Annotated in this window: 23 protein-coding genes; 14 read left to right on the forward strand and 9 right to left on the reverse strand. The window is 41.5% G+C overall.

Features of this window, described 5'->3' with window-relative positions; translation table 11 throughout:
* Positions 1-5: 5 nt before the first annotated feature.
* Together NSU11_RS03980 and NSU11_RS03985 are read left to right on the forward strand one after the other, a co-directional pair.
* Positions 6-329, forward strand: coding sequence for a YtxH domain-containing protein (locus NSU11_RS03980; RefSeq protein WP_342493802.1), 324 nt, complete (start codon positions 6-8; stop codon positions 327-329).
* 27 nt (positions 330-356) lie between these two features.
* Positions 357-1175, forward strand: a complete 819-nt coding sequence (locus NSU11_RS03985; protein ID WP_342493803.1) for a YhjD/YihY/BrkB family envelope integrity protein — start codon at positions 357-359, stop codon at positions 1173-1175.
* Between the two features lie 205 nt (positions 1176-1380).
* Here the strand turns inward: NSU11_RS03985 and NSU11_RS03990 are convergent, their stop codons facing one another.
* Together NSU11_RS03990 and NSU11_RS03995 are read right to left on the reverse strand one after the other, a co-directional pair.
* Positions 1381-1887, reverse strand: a complete 507-nt coding sequence (locus tag NSU11_RS03990; RefSeq protein ID WP_342493804.1) for a GNAT family N-acetyltransferase — start codon at positions 1885-1887, stop codon at positions 1381-1383.
* A 16-nt stretch (positions 1888-1903) separates the two neighbouring features.
* On the reverse strand, positions 1904-3067 hold the full coding sequence (locus tag NSU11_RS03995; RefSeq protein ID WP_342493805.1) for an MFS transporter: 1164 nt from the start codon (positions 3065-3067) through the stop codon (positions 1904-1906).
* Positions 3068-3142: 75 nt separating this feature from the next.
* Between NSU11_RS03995 and NSU11_RS04000 the strand changes: the two genes are divergently transcribed.
* The 3 genes from NSU11_RS04000 (at position 3143) to NSU11_RS04010 (ending at position 5503) form a co-directional block, all read left to right on the forward strand.
* Positions 3143-3520 carry an OsmC family protein gene (locus tag NSU11_RS04000; RefSeq protein WP_197172191.1) on the forward strand — a complete coding sequence of 126 codons (378 nt, stop codon included), beginning with the start codon at positions 3143-3145 and terminating at the stop codon, positions 3518-3520.
* A 65-nt stretch (positions 3521-3585) separates the two neighbouring features.
* Positions 3586-4653 (forward strand): calcium/proton exchanger, encoded by a 1068-nt coding sequence (gene cax, locus NSU11_RS04005; protein ID WP_034623163.1) that lies wholly within the window; start codon positions 3586-3588, stop codon positions 4651-4653.
* A gap of 88 nt (positions 4654-4741) precedes the next feature.
* A complete protein-coding gene (locus NSU11_RS04010) occupies positions 4742-5503 on the forward strand; it encodes a YfkD famly protein (protein WP_223255680.1) in 762 nt (253 codons plus the stop codon).
* A 110-nt stretch (positions 5504-5613) separates the two neighbouring features.
* On the opposite strand, the gene NSU11_RS04015 is transcribed toward NSU11_RS04010, so the two are convergent.
* From NSU11_RS04015 to yfkAB, 3 genes are all read right to left on the reverse strand, one after another.
* Positions 5614-6333 (reverse strand): YebC/PmpR family DNA-binding transcriptional regulator, encoded by a 720-nt coding sequence (locus tag NSU11_RS04015; protein ID WP_034283703.1) that lies wholly within the window; start codon positions 6331-6333, stop codon positions 5614-5616.
* Between the two features lie 221 nt (positions 6334-6554).
* Positions 6555-7391 carry a mechanosensitive ion channel domain-containing protein gene (locus tag NSU11_RS04020; RefSeq protein WP_151040226.1) on the reverse strand — a complete coding sequence of 279 codons (837 nt, stop codon included), beginning with the start codon at positions 7389-7391 and terminating at the stop codon, positions 6555-6557.
* Between the two features lie 7 nt (positions 7392-7398).
* Positions 7399-8520, reverse strand: coding sequence for a radical SAM/CxCxxxxC motif protein YfkAB (yfkAB, locus tag NSU11_RS04025; protein WP_197202906.1), 1122 nt, complete (start codon positions 8518-8520; stop codon positions 7399-7401).
* Positions 8521-8666: 146 nt separating this feature from the next.
* Here yfkAB and NSU11_RS04030 point away from each other — a divergent pair, with 146 nt between their 5' ends.
* Together NSU11_RS04030 and pdaA are read left to right on the forward strand one after the other, a co-directional pair.
* A complete protein-coding gene (locus NSU11_RS04030; protein ID WP_012009274.1) occupies positions 8667-8858 on the forward strand; it encodes an SE1561 family protein in 192 nt (63 codons plus the stop codon).
* A 101-nt stretch (positions 8859-8959) separates the two neighbouring features.
* Positions 8960-9751: a delta-lactam-biosynthetic de-N-acetylase gene (gene pdaA / locus NSU11_RS04035; RefSeq protein ID WP_024425259.1), complete on the forward strand. Its 792-nt coding sequence runs from the start codon at positions 8960-8962 to the stop codon at positions 9749-9751.
* Positions 9752-9785: 34 nt separating this feature from the next.
* Here pdaA and NSU11_RS04040 read toward each other — a convergent pair whose 3' ends face one another.
* The 3 genes from NSU11_RS04040 to NSU11_RS04050 form a co-directional block, all read right to left on the reverse strand.
* A complete protein-coding gene (locus NSU11_RS04040) occupies positions 9786-10280 on the reverse strand; it encodes a DUF2716 domain-containing protein (protein ID WP_342493806.1) in 495 nt (164 codons plus the stop codon).
* A 33-nt stretch (positions 10281-10313) separates the two neighbouring features.
* Complete coding sequence (gene corA, locus NSU11_RS04045) at positions 10314-11273, reverse strand: magnesium/cobalt transporter CorA (protein ID WP_149125868.1); 960 nt, start codon at positions 11271-11273, stop codon at positions 10314-10316.
* 133 nt (positions 11274-11406) lie between these two features.
* Positions 11407-11916, reverse strand: coding sequence for a hypothetical protein (locus NSU11_RS04050; protein ID WP_024425256.1), 510 nt, complete (start codon positions 11914-11916; stop codon positions 11407-11409).
* A gap of 434 nt (positions 11917-12350) precedes the next feature.
* On the opposite strand from NSU11_RS04050, the gene NSU11_RS04055 reads away from it, so the two are divergent.
* The 4 genes from NSU11_RS04055 (at position 12351) to NSU11_RS04070 (ending at position 16435) form a co-directional block, all read left to right on the forward strand.
* Entirely contained in the window at positions 12351-13220 is an 870-nt protein-coding gene (locus tag NSU11_RS04055; protein WP_044334673.1) for a DNA-3-methyladenine glycosylase, read from the forward strand.
* A gap of 102 nt (positions 13221-13322) precedes the next feature.
* Positions 13323-14708 (forward strand): 23S rRNA (uracil(1939)-C(5))-methyltransferase RlmD, encoded by a 1386-nt coding sequence (rlmD, locus tag NSU11_RS04060; RefSeq protein ID WP_171464069.1) that lies wholly within the window; start codon positions 13323-13325, stop codon positions 14706-14708.
* Positions 14709-15096: 388 nt separating this feature from the next.
* Positions 15097-15855: a methyltransferase domain-containing protein gene (locus NSU11_RS04065; protein ID WP_034623173.1), complete on the forward strand. Its 759-nt coding sequence runs from the start codon at positions 15097-15099 to the stop codon at positions 15853-15855.
* A 166-nt stretch (positions 15856-16021) separates the two neighbouring features.
* The gene (locus tag NSU11_RS04070) at positions 16022-16435 is read left to right on the forward strand and encodes a DUF6508 domain-containing protein (protein WP_073204326.1); all 414 of its coding nucleotides are present in this window, start codon (positions 16022-16024) and stop codon (positions 16433-16435) included.
* A 30-nt stretch (positions 16436-16465) separates the two neighbouring features.
* Here the strand turns inward: NSU11_RS04070 and NSU11_RS04075 are convergent, their stop codons facing one another.
* Positions 16466-17350 carry a LysR family transcriptional regulator gene (locus NSU11_RS04075; protein ID WP_342493807.1) on the reverse strand — a complete coding sequence of 295 codons (885 nt, stop codon included), beginning with the start codon at positions 17348-17350 and terminating at the stop codon, positions 16466-16468.
* 111 nt (positions 17351-17461) lie between these two features.
* Here NSU11_RS04075 and NSU11_RS04080 point away from each other — a divergent pair, with 111 nt between their 5' ends.
* The 3 genes from NSU11_RS04080 to NSU11_RS04090 all read left to right on the forward strand — a co-directional run bounded on the left by NSU11_RS04080 (position 17462) and on the right by NSU11_RS04090 (position 19167).
* Positions 17462-17851: a tautomerase family protein gene (locus tag NSU11_RS04080; RefSeq protein WP_122632138.1), complete on the forward strand. Its 390-nt coding sequence runs from the start codon at positions 17462-17464 to the stop codon at positions 17849-17851.
* Positions 17852-17877: 26 nt separating this feature from the next.
* On the forward strand, positions 17878-18201 hold the full coding sequence (locus NSU11_RS04085; protein WP_122632139.1) for a carboxymuconolactone decarboxylase family protein: 324 nt from the start codon (positions 17878-17880) through the stop codon (positions 18199-18201).
* A gap of 138 nt (positions 18202-18339) precedes the next feature.
* Positions 18340-19167 (forward strand): MerR family transcriptional regulator, encoded by an 828-nt coding sequence (locus tag NSU11_RS04090; protein ID WP_342493808.1) that lies wholly within the window; start codon positions 18340-18342, stop codon positions 19165-19167.
* The last annotated feature ends 13 nt before the right edge of the window (positions 19168-19180 follow it).

Here is a 19180-nt window from a genome sequence, read left to right on the forward strand (position 1 = left end):
ACGAGATGGAAGAGAAAAATCAAATCATGCTTCGAGGAGCTGTGATAGGAGCAGCTTGCGGCGCACTGCTGACATTATTTCATCGGCCAACGAGAATCGCGCTGAAAGACAAATGGGATGACTGTCAGGAAAAGCTGGCGCAATACCGTCAGGAGCCAGCCAGAATTTCTGCTTGCGTGAAAGAAAAAATGGAAGAAACGAAGCAGCTGATGCGAACAGTCTCAGATGACTTGTCATTTTTAAATGAACAAGTCAATCAGTTAAAGGAAACAACCCCAAAAGTATTAGAGATTATTGAAGAAACAAAGGATCACTTTCGATCGAAATAGAAAGATTGATCATTGGAGATGAGGCGTATGGGTTTTGTTAAAGCGTTAATTGGACGCTTTTTGCTGCATGAAGGACCGGCAAAATCTGCTGAGCTTGCTTACTTCTTTTTGCTTTCATTATTTCCGTTTCTCATCTTCGTGCTGACGCTCGTTGGATATTTGCCGCTGACGTCGAAGGATGTCCTGAGCGTCATCTCTGGTTATGCGCCAGAAGGAGCGCTTTCCATGATTGAATCTATTGCTGAAGAGACACTGAACAGCCGTAACGGCGGATTGCTGTCATTCGGGATTATTGCCGCCCTTTGGTCTGCATCTAACGGCATTAATGCCGTCGTCAGAGCATTTAACCATGCTTACGAAGTTGAGGAAAATCGTTCCTTCGTTCTCGTACGTTTAACATCAATCATCTTAACCATCGCAATGGTTCTTACCATTATTTTCGCCTTAATGCTGCCTGTCTTTGGAAAAGAACTTGGCTTATTTCTCGCTAAATTAGTCGGGCAGTCAGATGCCTTTCTCACCATTTGGACGGCGATGAGGTGGATCATTAGCCCGCTGATTTTATTGATTGTGTTTACATCCTTGTACTATTTCGCCCCAAATATCAGGCTGAAATTGAAATTTGTTCTGCCAGGCGCCATTTTTGCATCGATTGGATGGATCTTTGTGAGCATGCTGTTCTCATTTTACGTAGGCGAGTTTGCTAATTACAGCGCGATGTACGGAAGTATTGGGGGAATCATTATTTTAATGATCTGGTTTTATTTAACCGGCATCATGATTATCCTTGGCGGCGAGCTCAATGCGCTTTTACATAAGCGTAAAATCGTACCAGGCAAGGTGTGAAGAAATTCGGGCATCCTAAAGAAGAACGAACATGTTCAATCTTGATGGATGGGGGAATCACATATGTCCAAACAATCGAAAAAAGGCGGAAGCAACACGAAACAAAACAAAGGCCATCAGCCAAAGCACAAAACAAGCGGCAGTGCGAACGGGCAAAATGGTTATCATTAAATGAAAAAAACTCCTCTGCGATGCGGGGGAGTTTTTATTTCGACAATCGTATATACCGCTTAAGGATAAAAGCTGTATCAGGTTTTGACTGGTAATGAGGATCATGCTGAAACCCTGCGTTTATCGCTACACGTTCACTTCTGACATGGCCAGCAGGGCAAAAAATTTCAAATGCATCCACTTTAGGAGCAAAGGTATCTGTCATATATTTCACGATGGTTGTCACAATGCCCTGTCCTTGCGCATCTTCATCAATCCAATAACCGATATTGCCTAATTGTTGATCAAACGTCAGACGGAACACACCGATTAATTGCTCGTTCAGCTGAATGCCAGCTTCCAATCCTCTTTGTTCATTGTAGGTGGTTTGAGTTGATTGAATAAACGTTTTGACCGCTTCTATGCTTTTGCAGTGATGAACCCATGGGAGCCACTCTCCTAAATGGGCATTATTCTTTTGAATAAGGCTAAATAGTGTGTCCGCATCATCTAATTGTAGAGATGCCAAAGTCAACTCATTTGTGATGTTATAGGTAAACAACGATTGACCCTCCATTTTAGTGACTTTCCACCACAGCCGTCGTTCTCCCAAATCGAACGCAGCAAAACACAAATAAAATCACGATGCTGACAAGGTAAAGTAAATTCATTCCTTCAAACGTTTGCACAAAGAATCCTCCGAGTACCGGCCCGAGAATACTTCCTGCACTAAACGCCATTCCGCACATCAAATTCCCGGCGGGAAGCAGATGCTTTGGCAATAAGTCTGTCATATAACTGATGCCAAGTGAGAAGGTGGAGCCTACAGCCATTCCAGCAATAAAGAAGCAGATGGCCACAGCCAAAACGGATTGAATGAAAATCCCTGCCAAAAGGAAAAAGAATGATCCAGCGAGTGTGACACATAAAATGATGCGGCGTCTGCCAAACCGGTCACTGAGCATCCCAAGAGGAAGCTGAAAGACAATGCTCCCAATGGCAAACGCAGGTAAAATAAACGCAACTGCATCTACAGTCACACCGCTTCTGAGTGCATACACAGGGAAGTTACTATTAAGCGTCGTTTCTAAAAAGCCGTAGCAAAAGGGCATCATAAAGGCGACCCAGCCAAATTGAAAGGCTTTTTTGAAGCGCTTCAAACTGTTTGTCTGCTCTGACGTCTGCACTTCGCCCGTATCTGGATATGTATTTTTTAATACAAACACAAGCAGCCAAATACATAAACTAACGGCACCAGAAACAATAAAAGGCAAAGATGGATTGATCTCAATGAGAGGAGTTAAAAAAGGGCCGGCGGCAAATCCAAGTCCAAACGATAATCCATATAGTGAAATATTTCGTCCGCGATTTCTCGAGGATGAAGCATAGGTCACCCACGTCTGTGTAGAGAAATGCAGCATATGGTCACCAATCCCGATCATGAGCCGGAGGAAGAACCAGACGACATAAGATTCAAAAAACACAAAGCTAAATAAGCTTAAAAAGACAGCGGCGCCTCCAATGACGATTAATGGCTTAAATCCAAACCGGCGAAGCGGTGCTTCCATAAAAGGAGACGCAAGCAGTACACCGAGATATAAGCCTGTGGCATGCAGGCCGTTTAACGTAGGAGAAGTACCGGCATGTTCAAAGATAATGGAAATGACAGGAAGTAATGCCCCCTGTGAAAAACCAGATACGGATACAAGTAAAATTAAAATCATAAAGTGAATTCTCGACATAAGATGCTCCTTACAAGTTCATGCTTTCATCGTACAATGGAACCATAGGGGTTTCAATAGAAAGGTGGAAAAGGAATGACGCTGACATACAAAAAGGATCATTGGATCGCACATATTGAGGACAGGCAGCTGCCTATTTCAGGAACAGAAGAACTGGGGTTCCGTCCATCTCAATTGTTCACCTCAGCCATTGCAGGCTGCTTTGGAGAAATGCTTATTCATGTATGCCGTAAAAAGCGAATATCCTATGAAGGGCTGACGATCACACCTGAAACGACAAGGGCAGGGGCTGTAAACAAAATTTCCTGCATTCATTTACATATCTTATTTGAAGCCATCAATACATCTGATGAACAAATCGATAAAGTGATCACCCTTGCATTGAAGCATTGCTCAATGGTGCAGTCTGTGAAAGGGAGTATTGATATCACTTTCTCACACGCGCGAATCTAAAATGTATACGATGCCGGTACTCACGAAAGAATAACAGTCAGACATATGTAAAGGAGAATGGCTGTATGAATCGTTTGTTTCTTGTAATTGTCGCAATCGGTGTTCCGCTATCGGTGATTGGCAGTTTTCTTCATTTCCCGCAGGTCATCATGTTTGCCGTTTATTGTATCGCCATTATTGGTCTTGCTAGTTTTATGGGAAGAGCCACAGAAAGTCTTGCCATCATTGCGGGGCCTAGAATTGGCGGACTTTTAAACGCCACATTCGGAAATGCAGTGGAATTAATCATATCGTTTTTTGCCTTAAAGCAAGGACTGACGGCCATCGTACTTGCTTCATTAACTGGATCAGTCATCGGAAATTTACTGCTTGTGGCGGGGCTGTCTTTTTTTGTTGGCGGATTAAAATATAAGCGCCAAGTGTTCAATGTCCATGATGCAAGGCACAATTCAGGCTTGCTCATGTTTGCCATCATTGTAGCGTTTGTCGTTCCAGAAGTGTTTTCGGTGGAGATGGCAGAGAATAAACAGTTTGTTTTAAGCATTGGGATCAGCATTGTGATGATTTTGCTTTATGTTGCGGCGCTTTATTTCAAACTAGTCAGCCACCGCGGTGTTTATGTTGCCAAGCAGGAGAGTGGGCAAGGTGAAGCGGAGACGGAAGAAGAAACACCTGAATGGTCTGGGAAGTTTGCCACCGTGATTTTGCTGCTTTCGACGATCGCAGTTGCGTACATTTCAGAGCGACTTGTTCATACATTTGATACGGTAGGAGAACAGTTTGGCTGGAGTGAGCTGTTTATCGGTGTCATTATTGTGGCCATCGTCGGCAACGCCGCAGAACATGCCTCAGCTGTCATCATGGCGTATAAAAACAAAATGGATGTAGCAGTGGAAATTGCCTTTGGCTCCACACTTCAGGTTGCCATGATGGTCGCTCCAATCCTAGTCATCAGCTCGCTATTTTTTGATAAGCAGATGCCGCTCATTTTCTCCTTGCCAGAGCTCATTGCGATGGCATCCTCTGTGCTGCTCACGGTGATTTTATCAAATGATGGGGATACAAACTGGTTTGAAGGCGCCACATTACTCGCTGCCTATTTTATTATGGCGATTGGATTTTTCCTTTTATAATCTTTTGTGGATAAGGGACGTCTTTGCGGAAAATACTATGGAAAAATGAATGAGAAAGAGTGATGATATGAAAAAGATGCTCCGCATCATGTTTGTTGTTCTCTTATCCTTAAGTTTTCTATACAGCTTTCCTGCGGAGGCGGCAAAGCCATTTAAAGTGCCATCCTCTGTCGCCAGTATCTCCAAGGAGAATACGTATCCAAACGCGTCACAGGATCAGCCGCTGCTCCAGCCGAGCGAGCTGACGGCTGAATTGTTCAAAACAACAAGTGTACCGATCGAGAATACTCATTTGATTAAAATGCTGAATGAATCCAGCATTTCAGGGACGCCATTAGCTGTTGGATACCGTGCGACCATTTTCCTCGGGAGATGGGCGCTGAGCTACGATTCAAACGAAACGGTCGCCAACTGGGAATACAAAAAAGTGAATACGAACCACATTGATAACAGAGGCGGCAACAAAACAGCCATTGGAAAATACGTTCAAAAGCAGCAAGTGAAAGTAAGCGGCGGCCTCACAGCAAAAGTGCCGAACCCAGAAGATGTGAAAACATTGATGATGCAAAAAGCGATTCAAAAAACAAAGCTGCCCCTCGCTTTTGACACCGTGATTGGTGCAGGAACAAAACGAGATCAATCATACCACGTCTCTCCGAAAAAAGCAGCATCGCTTCATGCCTATGCACCAGCGATTAACGAAAAAGGTAAGGTCACATACGGAGAAGTGTACCTTGTGCTAAAAGGAAATAAACGAAAACTCGTCGTAAAAAACGTGACCTCACAAGGAATCGGCGCTTGGATACCTGTTCAGGATCACTTGACGTTTGGGTTTCAAGGGATGAATTAATCTCCTTATCAATAGGAGAGACATTAACGCTTTATCCATGATTTTTAAAGAAAATAAAAAAGCCATAGTAGAAGTTGAATGAACTCAACGACTACTATGGCTTAAGTTTTTTATTCCCCTAAATCCACATTATGATAAACCTGCTGCACGTCTTCAAGCTCTTCTAATACATCGATCAGCTTTTCAAATTGTGCTTTCGATTCATCATCTAATGTCACTTCGTTTTGAGGGAGCATTGTGATTTCAGCGACAGTGAATTCTTCTACGCCGGCTTGTTTGAATGCTTCTTGTACTTGATGGAATTGATCTGGTTCAGCGTACACAATCACCGTTTCATCTTCTTCCATGATGTCACGTACATCAATGTCTGCTTCCATTAAAAGCTCAAGCGTTTCTTCTTCGCTTTTCCCTTCGACACCGATGACAGCTGTTTCGTCAAACATGTAGGCAACAGAGCCGCTTACGCCCATGTTTCCACCGTTTTTCCCAAATGCTGCTCGAACATCTGAAGCTGTACGGTTCACATTATTCGTGAGGGCGTCAACAATCACCATTGATCCGTTTGGACCAAATCCTTCGTAGCGCAGCTCATCGAAGTTCTCTTCCGCACCGCCTTTGGCTTTTTCAATGGCACGGTCCACAATGTGTTTTGGGACACTATATGTTTTTGCACGTTCTAGGACAAAACGAAGTGCTTGGTTTGATTCTGGGTTTGGCTCACCTTGTTTGGCAGCCACATAGATTTCACGCCCGAATTTTGCGTAAATACGACTTGTACTGGCATCCTTTGATGCTTTCTTTTCTTTAATGTTGTTCCACTTACGACCCATCTTATTCACTCTCTTTCACTTAGAAAATACACAGTATGAGGGTCCCCATGCTGCATGAAATCATTCTGCTATCTATTATACATGAATCAGTCAAGAGGATAGAAGTAAGAGGGCTGGAATGAAAAGAATTGTTAGCGAATGTTCAAGTGTTCCAAGTTTCTCGCAAGCCCGGGTCAGCGCGGCAACTTGTATATAAAAAAATAACCCCATCATAAATGAGGTTATTTTGCAGGCTGGGGATAAGCGAGATCCTCAAGTAATTTGACATCATGCTGATGAAGCTGTTTGATCATTTCTTTTCGCACAGCGAGGGCGGCTTCGAAGTAATTTTCGTCTTCGACCATTCCTTTTACTGTGATTTCAATCCCGCGATTCAGCTTATTCAAGCCCATAATTCCATGAACCTGAAAGGGTTCAATGGCGTTTTGGAATTCATCTTTTTTAAGAAAATCATGATGCATTTGATTTAAATTGTCACATGCTGATTCAAGTGCTTGGAAGGCGATATCTGGGTTTTGATTCGCGCTAATTAACACAGATTCCGTAATCCGCATGTAGTGCATGTTATAGTTTTGGATTTGACGGATATCCCCGTTAGAAATGGTTAACAGCTTGCCGCTCCATTCTCTAATTTGCAGAGAGCGGAGACCAATCTCTTCAATGGTTCCATTAAAGAGGTTATTCACCGTCACATAATCCCCTTTATGAATCTGTCGTTCATAAATGAGGAAAACACCTGCTAAAATATCACGAATCAGCGTCTGGGCGCCAAAACCAATGACGATCCCAGCGACACCAGCACCCGCAAGAATTTTCCCAAAGTCATGAAAGAAAAGAGAAATGACATAGAGCACAAAGCAAATCGAAGCGGTGTATTGCGTGACCGATTTGACCAAGCTCTCGATCGTTTGCTTCTTCTTGTCCTCGATAAACTCAGTTCGTTTAAAGAAAATTTGAAGAGCTTTGTTAATCATAAAGACGGCAAGCCAAAGAATGAGTCCAACAAGGAGAATTTCAATGTATTTGTTTTTGACCACTGTCAGAAATGTATCGTCCATCTATCGGTTACCCCCTGGCTGTACGAGAAGTAAAATCAACATCTTGATAATAGCTGTTTTTCACTAAAACATTCGGACCGAGGCACTGCACGCTTGGGCAATGACAATTCAGTTCTTTTGCTAATTTCGTGTCCATCCAGCGTGTATAGGCTGATTGCAATGTATCAGTTGCAATGTTTCCAAGCGGCGGTGTATCGCCAAAGTCTGTCACAATAATATTCCCATCAAAAATATTCACATTCAACCTTGAGCGTCCATCAGGGTCATTTCGTACCGTGACATTTTTCTCCTGGCGCAATCGGTTGAGGAGACGCTGGTCTTCTTCATCTGTACTGCATGAATAAAACGGCAGGGTGCCAAACAGCATCCAGGTGTTTTGATCACGAATATCAAGCAGCTGATGAATCGCATCCCGCATTTGCGGAAGCGTCAATGATTCAAGGGCGCTGGCGAAATCACTTGGATACATCGGGTGAACTTCGTGGCGCTGGCATTTCATTTCCTCGACGATTTGCCGGTGGATGTGTTCGATATATGGAAGCGTACGCTTATTCAGCATGGTTTCAGCGGATACGGTTACGCCCGCTTTGACAAGTGCCTGACTATTTTCAATCATGCGGTTAAATAATTTCTCGCGCTGCTCAAAGGTTGGTTTTCGATCCATCATGGCAAAACCGACTGTTGCAAACTCTTCGACAGTGCCCCAGTTATGTGAAATGTGAAGGACATCTAAGTATGGAATAATTTCTTCATACCGCGCCAAATCAAGGGTTAAATTTGAATTGATCTGTGTACGGACGCCGCGTTCATGGGCATACTTTAATAAAGGGACGACATATTCCCGTACAGATTTAAGAGAAAGCATAGGTTCTCCGCCTGTAATACTAAGTGAGCGCAGAAGCGGAACTTCATCTAAACGGCGAAGTAACAAATCAATCGGCAGCGCATTCGGATCCTTACGCTGTAAAGTATAGCCGACCGCACAATGCTCGCATCTCATGTTACACAGCGTTGTTGTCGTAAATTCAATATTTGTCAGCTTCATTTCTCCGTAATCCTGCACATCGAGATAGGCTTCCCAGGGGTCGTATGCAGGTGTAATCGGACGAAGTGCTGTTTTTTGGTTCATGGTATCTATCTCCTTTTCATTCGGGCAAACGTAGACCCGCCAACAGTTAATTTTAAGCCTCATCACGGTTATACGCAAGGGGGACACAATTGATTTGCAAGGGAAAAAAAGATAAGCTATAAACAAATGCTAAAGGGAGTGTATCGATGGGTAAGGCAGCAGACAGCAAAGAGCAGCAGGTTGATTATTTAAAGAACCGATTAGATATGTTTATGAATGTGATTGATTCATTAGATCCCGAATCAACAGACGTTGAGGATATAGACAGACTGATCCAGATGATTGACGACCTGGAAGCGAAATATGAACGGTTTAAAAATGATTGGAAGGAAGAATAGCTCGCGTGATGCGGGCTTTTTTCTTTAAATTGGCAGGTGAATCGGTGTATGAGTCTCGGTCTTATTCTGCAAAATAGAAGAAAAACCGGGAAGTGACGTAAATGAAAAAATACATGCTGATCTGTTTATGTGCGCTTTTTGTTTCCATGCCTCTCTCAGAAGCGGAAGCCGTGTCTAATAAGCCCATCCACTGGGGATTTGCGAAAAGTAAAGAGCACAGGCCGCCGGATGCGGGCAAAGAATTGACGGCACTGTTAAAAAAGTATGATGCGTTCTATTTAGGCAACACGAAAAAGAAAGAGATTTATTTTACCTTCGACAATGGCTATGAAAATGGGTACACACCCAAGATCTTAGACGTGCTGAAAAAACATCAAGTACCAGGCACCTTTTTTGTGACAGGTCACTTTGTAAAGGACCAGCCCGGGCTTGTCAAACGTATGGCAGAAGAAGGTCATATCATTGGCAACCATTCCTATCATCATCCTGATTTAACAACAAAAAGTACGAAAGAAATCAAAGAAGAATTGGACCGTGTCAATGAAGCTGTGTACAAAATCACAGGAAAACAAGATAACCTCTATCTTCGTCCTCCGCGCGGTGTGTTCAGCGAAAGGGTACTAAAAGAAACAAAACAGCTCGGCTACCAAACTGTTTTCTGGTCAGTAGCGTTTGTAGACTGGCATATCCATCATCAAAAAGGAAAACAGTATGCTTACGATCAAATGATGAAGCAGGCGCACCCAGGTGCCATTTACTTACTTCATACCGTCTCAAGAGACAATGCCGAAGCGCTGGATGATGCCATCACCGCTCTGAAAAAACAAGGATATTCCTTTAAAAGCCTAGACGATCTCATGCTTGAAAAAGTATGGCATCTGCCTCAGCTATAGAAAGAAGCCTGCAGAAGAACTGCAGGCTTTTTGATTATCCCTCTCTGATTTTACGCTGAAACAAAAGAGGGGGATGACGTGAAAAAGAGTCAATCAAGCCCTCACCGAAAATTGTGATGCTTTGCTCCCAAGGATGTCCTAGCAGCCCCCAATTCATTTCTTTTGATAAAAAGAAATAGTAATCCCCATTAGGGAGAACAGGAACTTTCCATTCTCCAAATTCATCTTTTTCAAACGAGCCATATGGTGTGATCCAGTAGCATTCGTGCTGCCAATCAAGTGTCAGCATATATTCGTCTGTACCGGTGATATTCTCCTGAAAAGAGAGCAGTGCCTTTTTTTCAAGATCTTCATCTGCATGTAGAAGAGAAGAGTCCTCAAAATACGCAGAGATGTCATATGTGATGTAAGGAGAGGGGGCTTGAAAAGAGGGAAAGCGAGAGATGCTTGGTCTAAATTTGAACTCTCGCGCAAAAGTCTTCCAGGCGAATTTTAATTCTTTGTCTTTCAGTGGAATCCAGTTTTCCATATTATTTTCCTCCCAAACACTTCTCTCAAAACACTATTTAAAAATTCTAAACCACCCTTTATGTTTAAACCACAAAAGCATTCCCGAGACGAGGAGACCCATGAAAATCAGCACGCCAAAATATCCGTATTTCCAGTGTAATTCAGGCATGTTGTCAAAGTTCATTCCGTACACCCCAACAATAAAGGTCAGTGGAATAAAAATGGTCGACACAATGGTCAATGTCATCATGATCGCATTCATCCGGTTGGAATTCAGCGTCTGATAGCTGTCTCGTAAATCGGCTGTCATATCACGGTTTGACTCAACAATTTCGGTTAGTTTTAATAGATGATCGTAAATATCATTAAAATACGCTTGACGGTTTGTGTCGCTTTTCATCGTATTTGTGTTCACAATACGATATAAAAGGTCCCTCATCGGGATAATCGTTCTTCGCAGTTTGAGCAAATCGGATCGGATTCCGAATACTTCGTTCATCAACGTGCCATACGTTTTATGCCCTTCTTCATCCTCAATTTCGTTCAGCCTGTCTTCAATTTGATAAATAATAGGGAAATAATCATCAACAAGCTGATCAATCAGCATGTAGGCAATATGCTCAGGTCCGCTGTTTCTCGCTTTATCAGACCCTTTGAGCTTTCGAATCACACGTTCAACGTACGGCGCTTCTTTCAAATGAAAGGTCACGATATAGTTTTCACCAACAAACAGATCGACTTCCTCAGAACGAAGCGTTTTTTGATTAAGGGCATGCAGCACGAAAAACAAATACCCTTCATAAAAATCAAGCTTGGGCCGCTGTAAATAATGAAAACAATCTTCAATCGCAAGCGGATGGAAATGAAAATATTCCTTTAAAAGCGCTGCTTCCTTTTCCGTTGGCGCATGAAAATCAATCCAATACCAGGCGATATCGGGGCTTGAAAGCTGCTGCAATGTTGCATGTTCAATCAAGTCGCCGTTTTTTGTCACTGCAAGTTTTCTCAGCATGTGCACCCCTCCAGACTTGCATTATATCATGAAGCAGCACCGGTGAACTTATACGTTTTCTTCATAAAAAAAGCCGATCTCATTTTTGAGATCGGTTCAATGTGCGTGTATGATTGATGGATAAAACCGAGAATTAAGGACGACGGAAGTTGACGAAACCACCATTACGGTCGAACCAGCCTCTAAATGCCCAGTTGATGTAGCCGCCGTCACCTTTGTTTGTGAAAGATCCATTTTCGAATACCCAGACTCCGTACGTAATACTTCCGTATTTCACAGTAGCAAACGTTTTGACGCCGTTGAAACGAGTCTCATAACCTTGGCTTAAGTTAAATACCATGACATTGTATTTTGCGCCAGCAGCATAGAAAGCAGACTCCATTAATCCTTTGACAAAGCCTTCACGGTTTGTGTTAGCATTTGCAGCATTGATTAATGCATTTGCAATACCAAGTACATCAAAGTTAATATTAACGTTTCCTGCAGTTGTAGATGCTTTACCTTCAGCAGCTTTGTTTAAGACAGTTTGCTGAAGTGTAGTAGAAACAGGTGCTGAAGTTTTTGGCTCAGCAGCGTCAGCGAATACTGGCAGTGTCGAAGAAACAGCAGTGGCAAGGGCAACAGAAAGAATTGTTTTTTTCATTGGTCGGATCTCCTTTGTTTTTAAATTTTGGGTCTTCTTTTTTGTAAAATGTGAAACTAAGTGAAGCCGGTCATCAATGAGGTAAATATGTTCCTGCAAGATAAAACAAATGATTGCCTAATCCGCTAATTTCTTTGTTCACCTCCTTGATATGTCATAATTATACAAATATTTTCGGAATGGAAGATATCACCCAGAGGTTCTATTTCTAATTTAAGGAAAATGAGCCTAAAATGTTGCAGGATGCTGTCGAATTTTAGCTGAATTCGACTAAAAACTTTCGTCTATCCAAAAGGAGAATGACCACAAATAAGGAAGATATAACTGATAAATTCTTGTACTCTTTATGTTTAAAAGTATTCAATCTAGAGAATCATTCATGCAAAATGAAACAATCACATCTGCGTATGTTTGCAGAAAGGAAGAGGACATGTATGTGGGAAAAACAGCTGGTGGTAGAGCCGCCGTATCATTTCGATCAAGTGCTTAGACGCTTATCAAGTGATCCATTAAAAGCAGTCGATTTGAATCAAAGAGAAATCAAAGTGCCGATCAGATTAGAGCAAAAACCTTATGTGGTCATCGTTCAAGCTACTGGAACAAAAGATGCACCTATGTTTCGGGTGCGGGCAGACGGCCCAGAGGAACCCCTTCTTTCTGAGGTGAAACGGATATTTGGCATGGAGCATCAATTACACATGATTCAAGACCATTTTTCTCAAACCAATCTAGCGCCCATTTTTGAGCAGCATATCGGAACGCCGCTCATGCTTGATTTCCATTTATATCATTGTTTAATGAAATGTATCATTCATCAGCAGCTTAATCTTTCGTTTGCTTACGAGCTCACGAAACGATTTGTCCATACGTACGGAGAGCAAATAGAAGGTGTATGGTTTGATCCTTTACCTGAAACCATTGCCTCTCTTGAGACAGATGATTTGAGAAAGCTTCAATTTAGTCAGCGAAAAGCAGAATATGTCATCGATGTATCGAAACGAATTGTGAGCGGCTCACTTTGTTTAGAGGAATTACACCATTTATCTGATTTGGAGGTGGAAGAGCGATTGCTTCCGATTAGAGGGATCGGACCTTGGACGGTTCAAAATGTGCTCATGAATGGGCTTGGAAGACCAAATCTTTTTCCGATGGCAGATATCGGCATTCAAAATGCAATCAAACGGCACTTCGACCTGCCTGAAAAACCGACAAAAGAAGAGATGTCAGCGCTAAGCAAGGAATGGACCCCATATTTAAGCTACGCTTCTTTATATTTATGGAGAAGCATTGAGACAGATAAATAACGGAAAGGAATTTTCTCTCTTTGTCTAAGACGTGATATACTAATGAGATGGAATAAAATGAAGACAACCTATCAAGGGTTCAAATAGAACGGAGAGAATAAAGTGAAAGAAAAACAGCAAGGTGCCCTTTTGCAAAAGGGACAGCAGTTTCCGCTTACCATTAAACGCCTTGGCATTAATGGTGAAGGGGTCGGTTATTTTAAAAAGCAAGTGGTCTTTGTCCCAGGTGCACTTCCAGGTGAGGAAGTGGTCGTTGAAGCAACGAATGTCCAAGCAAAATATGCAGAAGGTACAGTGAGGAAAGTGCGAAAGCGCTCCGAGCATCGAGTCAAACCGCCATGCCCAGTATACGAACAGTGCGGCGGCTGTCAGCTTCAGCATTTGGCGTATGAGCAGCAGCTAAATGAAAAGCGTGATATTGTCATTCAATCAATGGAGCGCCATACAAAGCTATCGGTTGAAAAGCTTGATATTCGGCCAACGATCGGCATGGAAGATCCGTGGCATTACCGAAACAAAAGTCAGTTCCAAGTAGGACGTTCTCACAGCGGAGACATCATTGCAGGACTTTATGGATTAAATTCCCATAAGCTTGTACCGATCAAGGAATGTATCGTGCAGCATCCAAAAACGAACAAAACAACAGGCGTTGTCCGCAAAATTTTAGAGAAATTCGGCGTATCGGTCTACAATGAACGGACAAGAAAAGGTGACGTACGCTCGATTGTCGTGCGTGTCGGCTTTGAAACAGGTGAAGTACAAGTCGTTCTTGTCACATCAAAACCTGAATTTCCAAAGAAAAAAGAAATCGCAGAAGCCATTCAAAAACGACTGCCTGAAGTGACGTCTATCATGCACAATATTAATGGTGAAAAAACATCAGTCATCTTCGGCCATAAAACATCTCACCTAGCTGGCAATATGGTCATCCAAGAATTTTTAGGAGACGTCTCCTTTGAATTGAGTGCACGTGCTTTCTTCCAATTGAATCCGAAGCAGACGCTGAAGCTTTACGATGAAGCGAAAAAAGCGGCCAAATTGACTGGCAAAGAAAAGGTTGTCGATGCGTATTGCGGCGTTGGAACCATTGGGATGTGGCTCTCAGATGGCGCAAAAGAAGTGAGAGGAATGGATGTCATCAAAGAATCAATTGATGATGCGAAGAAAAATGCCAAAAAACACGGCATGAAAAACGCGACCTATGTAACAGGAACAGCTGAACATTGGTTGCCAAAATGGGTCAAAGAAGGCTTTCGCCCTGACGTCATCGTCGTCGACCCGCCAAGAACAGGCTGCGAGCGCACCTTCTTAGACACCGTCAAACAAGTCAAATCAAAACGCTTTGTCTATGTCTCTTGCAACCCATCCACACTAGCAAAAGACCTTGAATACATGTCAAAAGACTACAAGATCGAATACATGCAGCCAGTTGATATGTTTCCGCATACCGCGCATGTGGAGTGTGTGGTGTCTTTATCTCTTAAATAAAAAGGAAATAACAGCTATGATGGACCGAAACCAGCAATAGAAAAGGCAGTATCTAAATGATAAAAACCCTTCCAACAGGAGGGGTTTTACTTTAACTAACAATCTATTTTTCCTATTCGGGTTCTTATTGTACTTAGTTCTCTATAGTGAGACACCCATCATGTACTCTCGATTCTCAAAACAACTTATGTCTCACGCAATTATCAGCTGGATGAATATAAAATCAAGGTCTTCGGCAAGGTGCTCTTTAAATATAATTTTAAGTATTTTAATGGGAGTGATTCAATATGAGACTGAAAGAACATGAAAAATAACAACTTTATACATTCGTAAGAGGCCCGCCAAATATTTAATCATTAAACTCAAAATGATAATTGGAGGGATTATGATGAATGCCAAACAGTTTTCTTCGTTTATAAAACAAGCAGATGAACCTTTTGTTGGGTGGGATTTCTCATTCATATCTGAAACTGGAAGAATGAAAAGTGAGCTGCTTTCATGGTCATATGGTAGTATAGCTACTTCTCTTGTTCAAAATGCAAAATCAATGCTGGACATGGGAACAGGTGGTGGAGAGTTTTTATCAAAATTAAGACCTTTTCCAACGTCAGTTTATGCTACAGAAGGTTACTTGCCTAATGTACCTATCGCAAAAGAACGATTAACACCCTTAGGAGTGAAGGTAGTTCAAATTTCTAATGATGGAAATCTTCCGTTTGAGACTGGAAAATTTGATCTTATCATCAATCAACATGAGTCATTTTCATCTAAAGAGGTGAGAAGAATTATCTCGAAAGAAGGTATTTTTCTAACTCAACAAGTCGGTGGACTCGATTGCATAGAGATTAATGAGAATCTAAGGGTACCAATAAATAAAGATTTTATTGATTGGAACTTAAAGAAAGCTTTAAACGAAATACAGGAGAATCATTTTGAGGTGTTGAAAAGTGCAGAAGAGTTCCCTATTCAAAGATTTTATGATATCGGAGCATTGGTGTATTATCTGAAAGCAATTTCTTGGCAAGTGCCAGGTTTTGAAATAAGTAATTTCAAGGATGAATTATACACCATTCATAAAATCATTGAACAAAAGGGTTATTTTGACGCAAAACAACACAGATTTATTATTTTAGCTAAAGCAGTTTAGTTGGAAATGGAGCCTTTGATATATTTGAAGGCTCCAGCCTAATTTTGAATAGATGCCACCACGAAACAAAAGATGAAAAATAATAAAACGTACGATTCAGTTGATCATATGTTTCCTTTTATTATTGTCGGGCTTGTAAGCATTCTAAAAATAGAGGAGGATAACGATGAGCCAATTTGATAGTCTAACAAAATACATACCGATGCTCCGCGAGGACCATATCGGAGAATGGGTGATCGATCAAGAAAATGATGGAACAGCTGAACGCCCAATCCAGATGCCTTTTGTCCATTATTCCGAAACTGTCCGTCACTTTATCGAAGATGTCTATACCTTTGCGGAACAACATCAAGAGCTGGAGCTTATCCGCTACAGAGAAATCCTCAAAGAAAATGGCATTGAAGGTGGATTGAACGATATCGAGAATGTGGACCTCTCACATTTAAATGCGCAGTGTATACTTGCACTCATCATGGGAGTGGTGAGTGCTGAGCGGTTTTGCGATGGTGCCATATTGGGTTCTTTTAAAAGTGGAGCCATCTTAAAATGGCTTGAAAGATTGAAAAACCTAGATGTATGACATCTAGGTTTTTTTATTTCTGAAACGAGATTATGAGCATGTGAATTGCTCCACTTCTTGACGAAATAGATCAAGCAGCAGCTGCTTGGTGTTTTCCAGAGAGAGATGGGGTTCCTTATGAGTTAAGATTCCTATTGGGATAAAAGGGTCCTCTATTTCTATTGGAACTTTAACAAATTCGTCTGATAATGGGGTAGAAGAAAGCACCACCCCGACGGAAGGAAACGCCTTTAGAAATGATGGAATCGCTGAAATCTGGCTGATGGTGTAAGTGAACGGCTCGACATTTATTCTTGAGAGTTCCTTTTGTAATTTCATGTGATATAAACAACTTTCCCCGCCAATAATCAAAGGCTGTTCATAAAGATCCTTGATCAATGAAATCGGTCCGACTTGATCTGCCTGCTGTTTTGCGATAATAAAAGACATTTCCTCCTTGTACAACTCCTCAAACGGAAGTGTATTCATCACAGGTTCCCCTGAAATGGCAAAATCAATCTCACCCTTGAGCAGAAGCTTGTGAAGAAAGTCTGTATTACCAATGATAAAGTGGCATGTGATATTCGGTTTTTGCCTCCTGAATGTTTGAAGGACGGAAGGAAGAATAGTGGCAGCAATTGGTTCTATGACGCCTATATTCAAGGTTCCGATTTCTTCTTTTTGGAGTTTTTGTGATTGCTCTAATACAAAATGCCAATGGAGTATCAGCTGATCAATCTCTTTGGCAAACAATTGTCCTGAAGGGGTTAATTCAGCCTCCCATCCTCTTACAAACAATTGAAATCCTAACTCCTTCTCTAATCGTTTGATCTGATTCGTTATGGTTGACTGTGCATAATTCAATTTTTGAGCGGCTTTTGAGAATGTCCCTTCCTGAATGATGGCTTGAAATGCTTTTAACTCTTTTAAGTCCATTTCTAATAATCTCCATTCATTTTATGAATACAATTTTATATATTATTCAATTATATAAAACAAGTATTGGGATGTAAAATGAATGTAGACAGAAAAAAGGAGATGACATTCATGCCATTTGTAAAAGTCAGCTATATGGAAAATGCGTACGATACAGAAAGCTTAGCTTCTGTTAGCCAAACGATCATGAAAGCTCTGATGAAAGAATTTCAAGTTCCTAAAAAAGACTACTTTCAGGTATTCAGTTCACATAAGAAAGAAGAATTTTTTTATAATCCCCATTATCTTCTTCGTCATGAAAGAGATCATCGTCTTTTATATATCCAAATTACATGTGGTCCAGGAAGAACCGACGGGCAGAAGAAGTCTTTATATAAGGAAATAGCTGACCAGTTGTATTGCCAGCTTCATATCTCGAAAGAAAATGTATTCATTATGCTGTATGAGACAGGGTTGGAGAATTGGTCCTTTGGAGAAGGACTTGCGCAGATGATCAAGTAACAGAACGAATGAAAGGGGAAATAGCTATGCATCAGCCAATCAAGCCAACTGTAAAATTCACTCTCGGAGATTTTGCCCCAGCATTTGTTGAGTATTCAGAAAAAGTTCTCTTTGGAGATTTGTGGAGGAGAGAGGAACTTTCTCTTAGAGATCGCAGTATGATTACAGTCTCAGCTTTAGTAAGTACGGGCAGCCTGAATCAGTTGGAATACCATTTACATCTTGCCAAAGAAAATGATGTCACGAAGAACGAATTGATTGAAGTCATCACTCATCTTAGTTTTTATATCGGATGGCCTAAAGCAGCTTCAGCACTAGAAGCGGCTAAACATATTTTGGAGGACGAATAAAGTTCATCAAACAACGTGACCTATTTGAAATAGGGCTTTTTATATGCAATAAATTGAATTTTAAAATCGCCTGTTGACTTTCCCCTTTACTGAAAGGTTTATACTTTGATCAGATCAACAAATCGGAGGAGATGCAGGATGTTTAAAATCGGTGATTTTTCTATGTTAAGTAAGGTCCCTGTCAAAACCTTAAGGTATTATGACCAAATAGATTTATTAAAGCCTAAGCAGATCGATCAAGAATCCGGATACCGGTATTACTCAGCTGAACAGCTGCTTGAGGTCAATCGGATTTTTCTGTACAAGGAATTAGGTTTTACGTTAAAGCAAATGGGTCAGCTTCTTCGTGAAGATATTTCTGTCGAGCAGATTCAGGGCATGTTTCTCTTGAAAGAGAGTGAGATTCAGCAATTGATCGAGAGAGAACAACAGAAATTAGCGCGTATTAAGGAGCGGATGCACCTCATCAAACGAGAGGGGTGTGTTGAAAAAGCGCAGGAGGTCATCATCAAATCGGTTGAAAGCAAATGTATCATGTCTTTTCAATCCCATGGAACTGTTGACGAAATCCCAACATTCTTTCAAACGTTTCATCATTTGTTACATAAACATCCGCAAGAATTGAACTCTGAGCCGCAAATCGTGCTGTGGAGGGAATCACTTGCTAAAGAAAGTGAGTTCGAATTTGAGGTTGGGTATTCCGCGAAAGCGTTAAGGGGCTCTCTTCCTCAGGGAATTACGATGCGCACGTTACCAGCTGAAGAAACCATGGCGACGCTCTTATTTCATTCAGATTCTCCATTTGCGCAATCTGCTTGTGTTGACCTGGCGACATGGATCGAACATAACGGATACCGCGTGAAAGAAGATCAGCCGGGGAGAGAGATTTATTACCCATTGTCTGAAAATGAAAAAGGAAGACTCATTGAAATTCAAATTCCTATAAAAAATGAAGTCAAATCGTAAACAATGCCCAAAG

The organism is Bacillus sp. FSL R5-0712, from assembly GCF_038593285.1.
In the GTDB taxonomy this organism is placed as follows: Bacteria; Bacillota; Bacilli; order Bacillales; family Bacillaceae; genus Bacillus; species Bacillus safensis.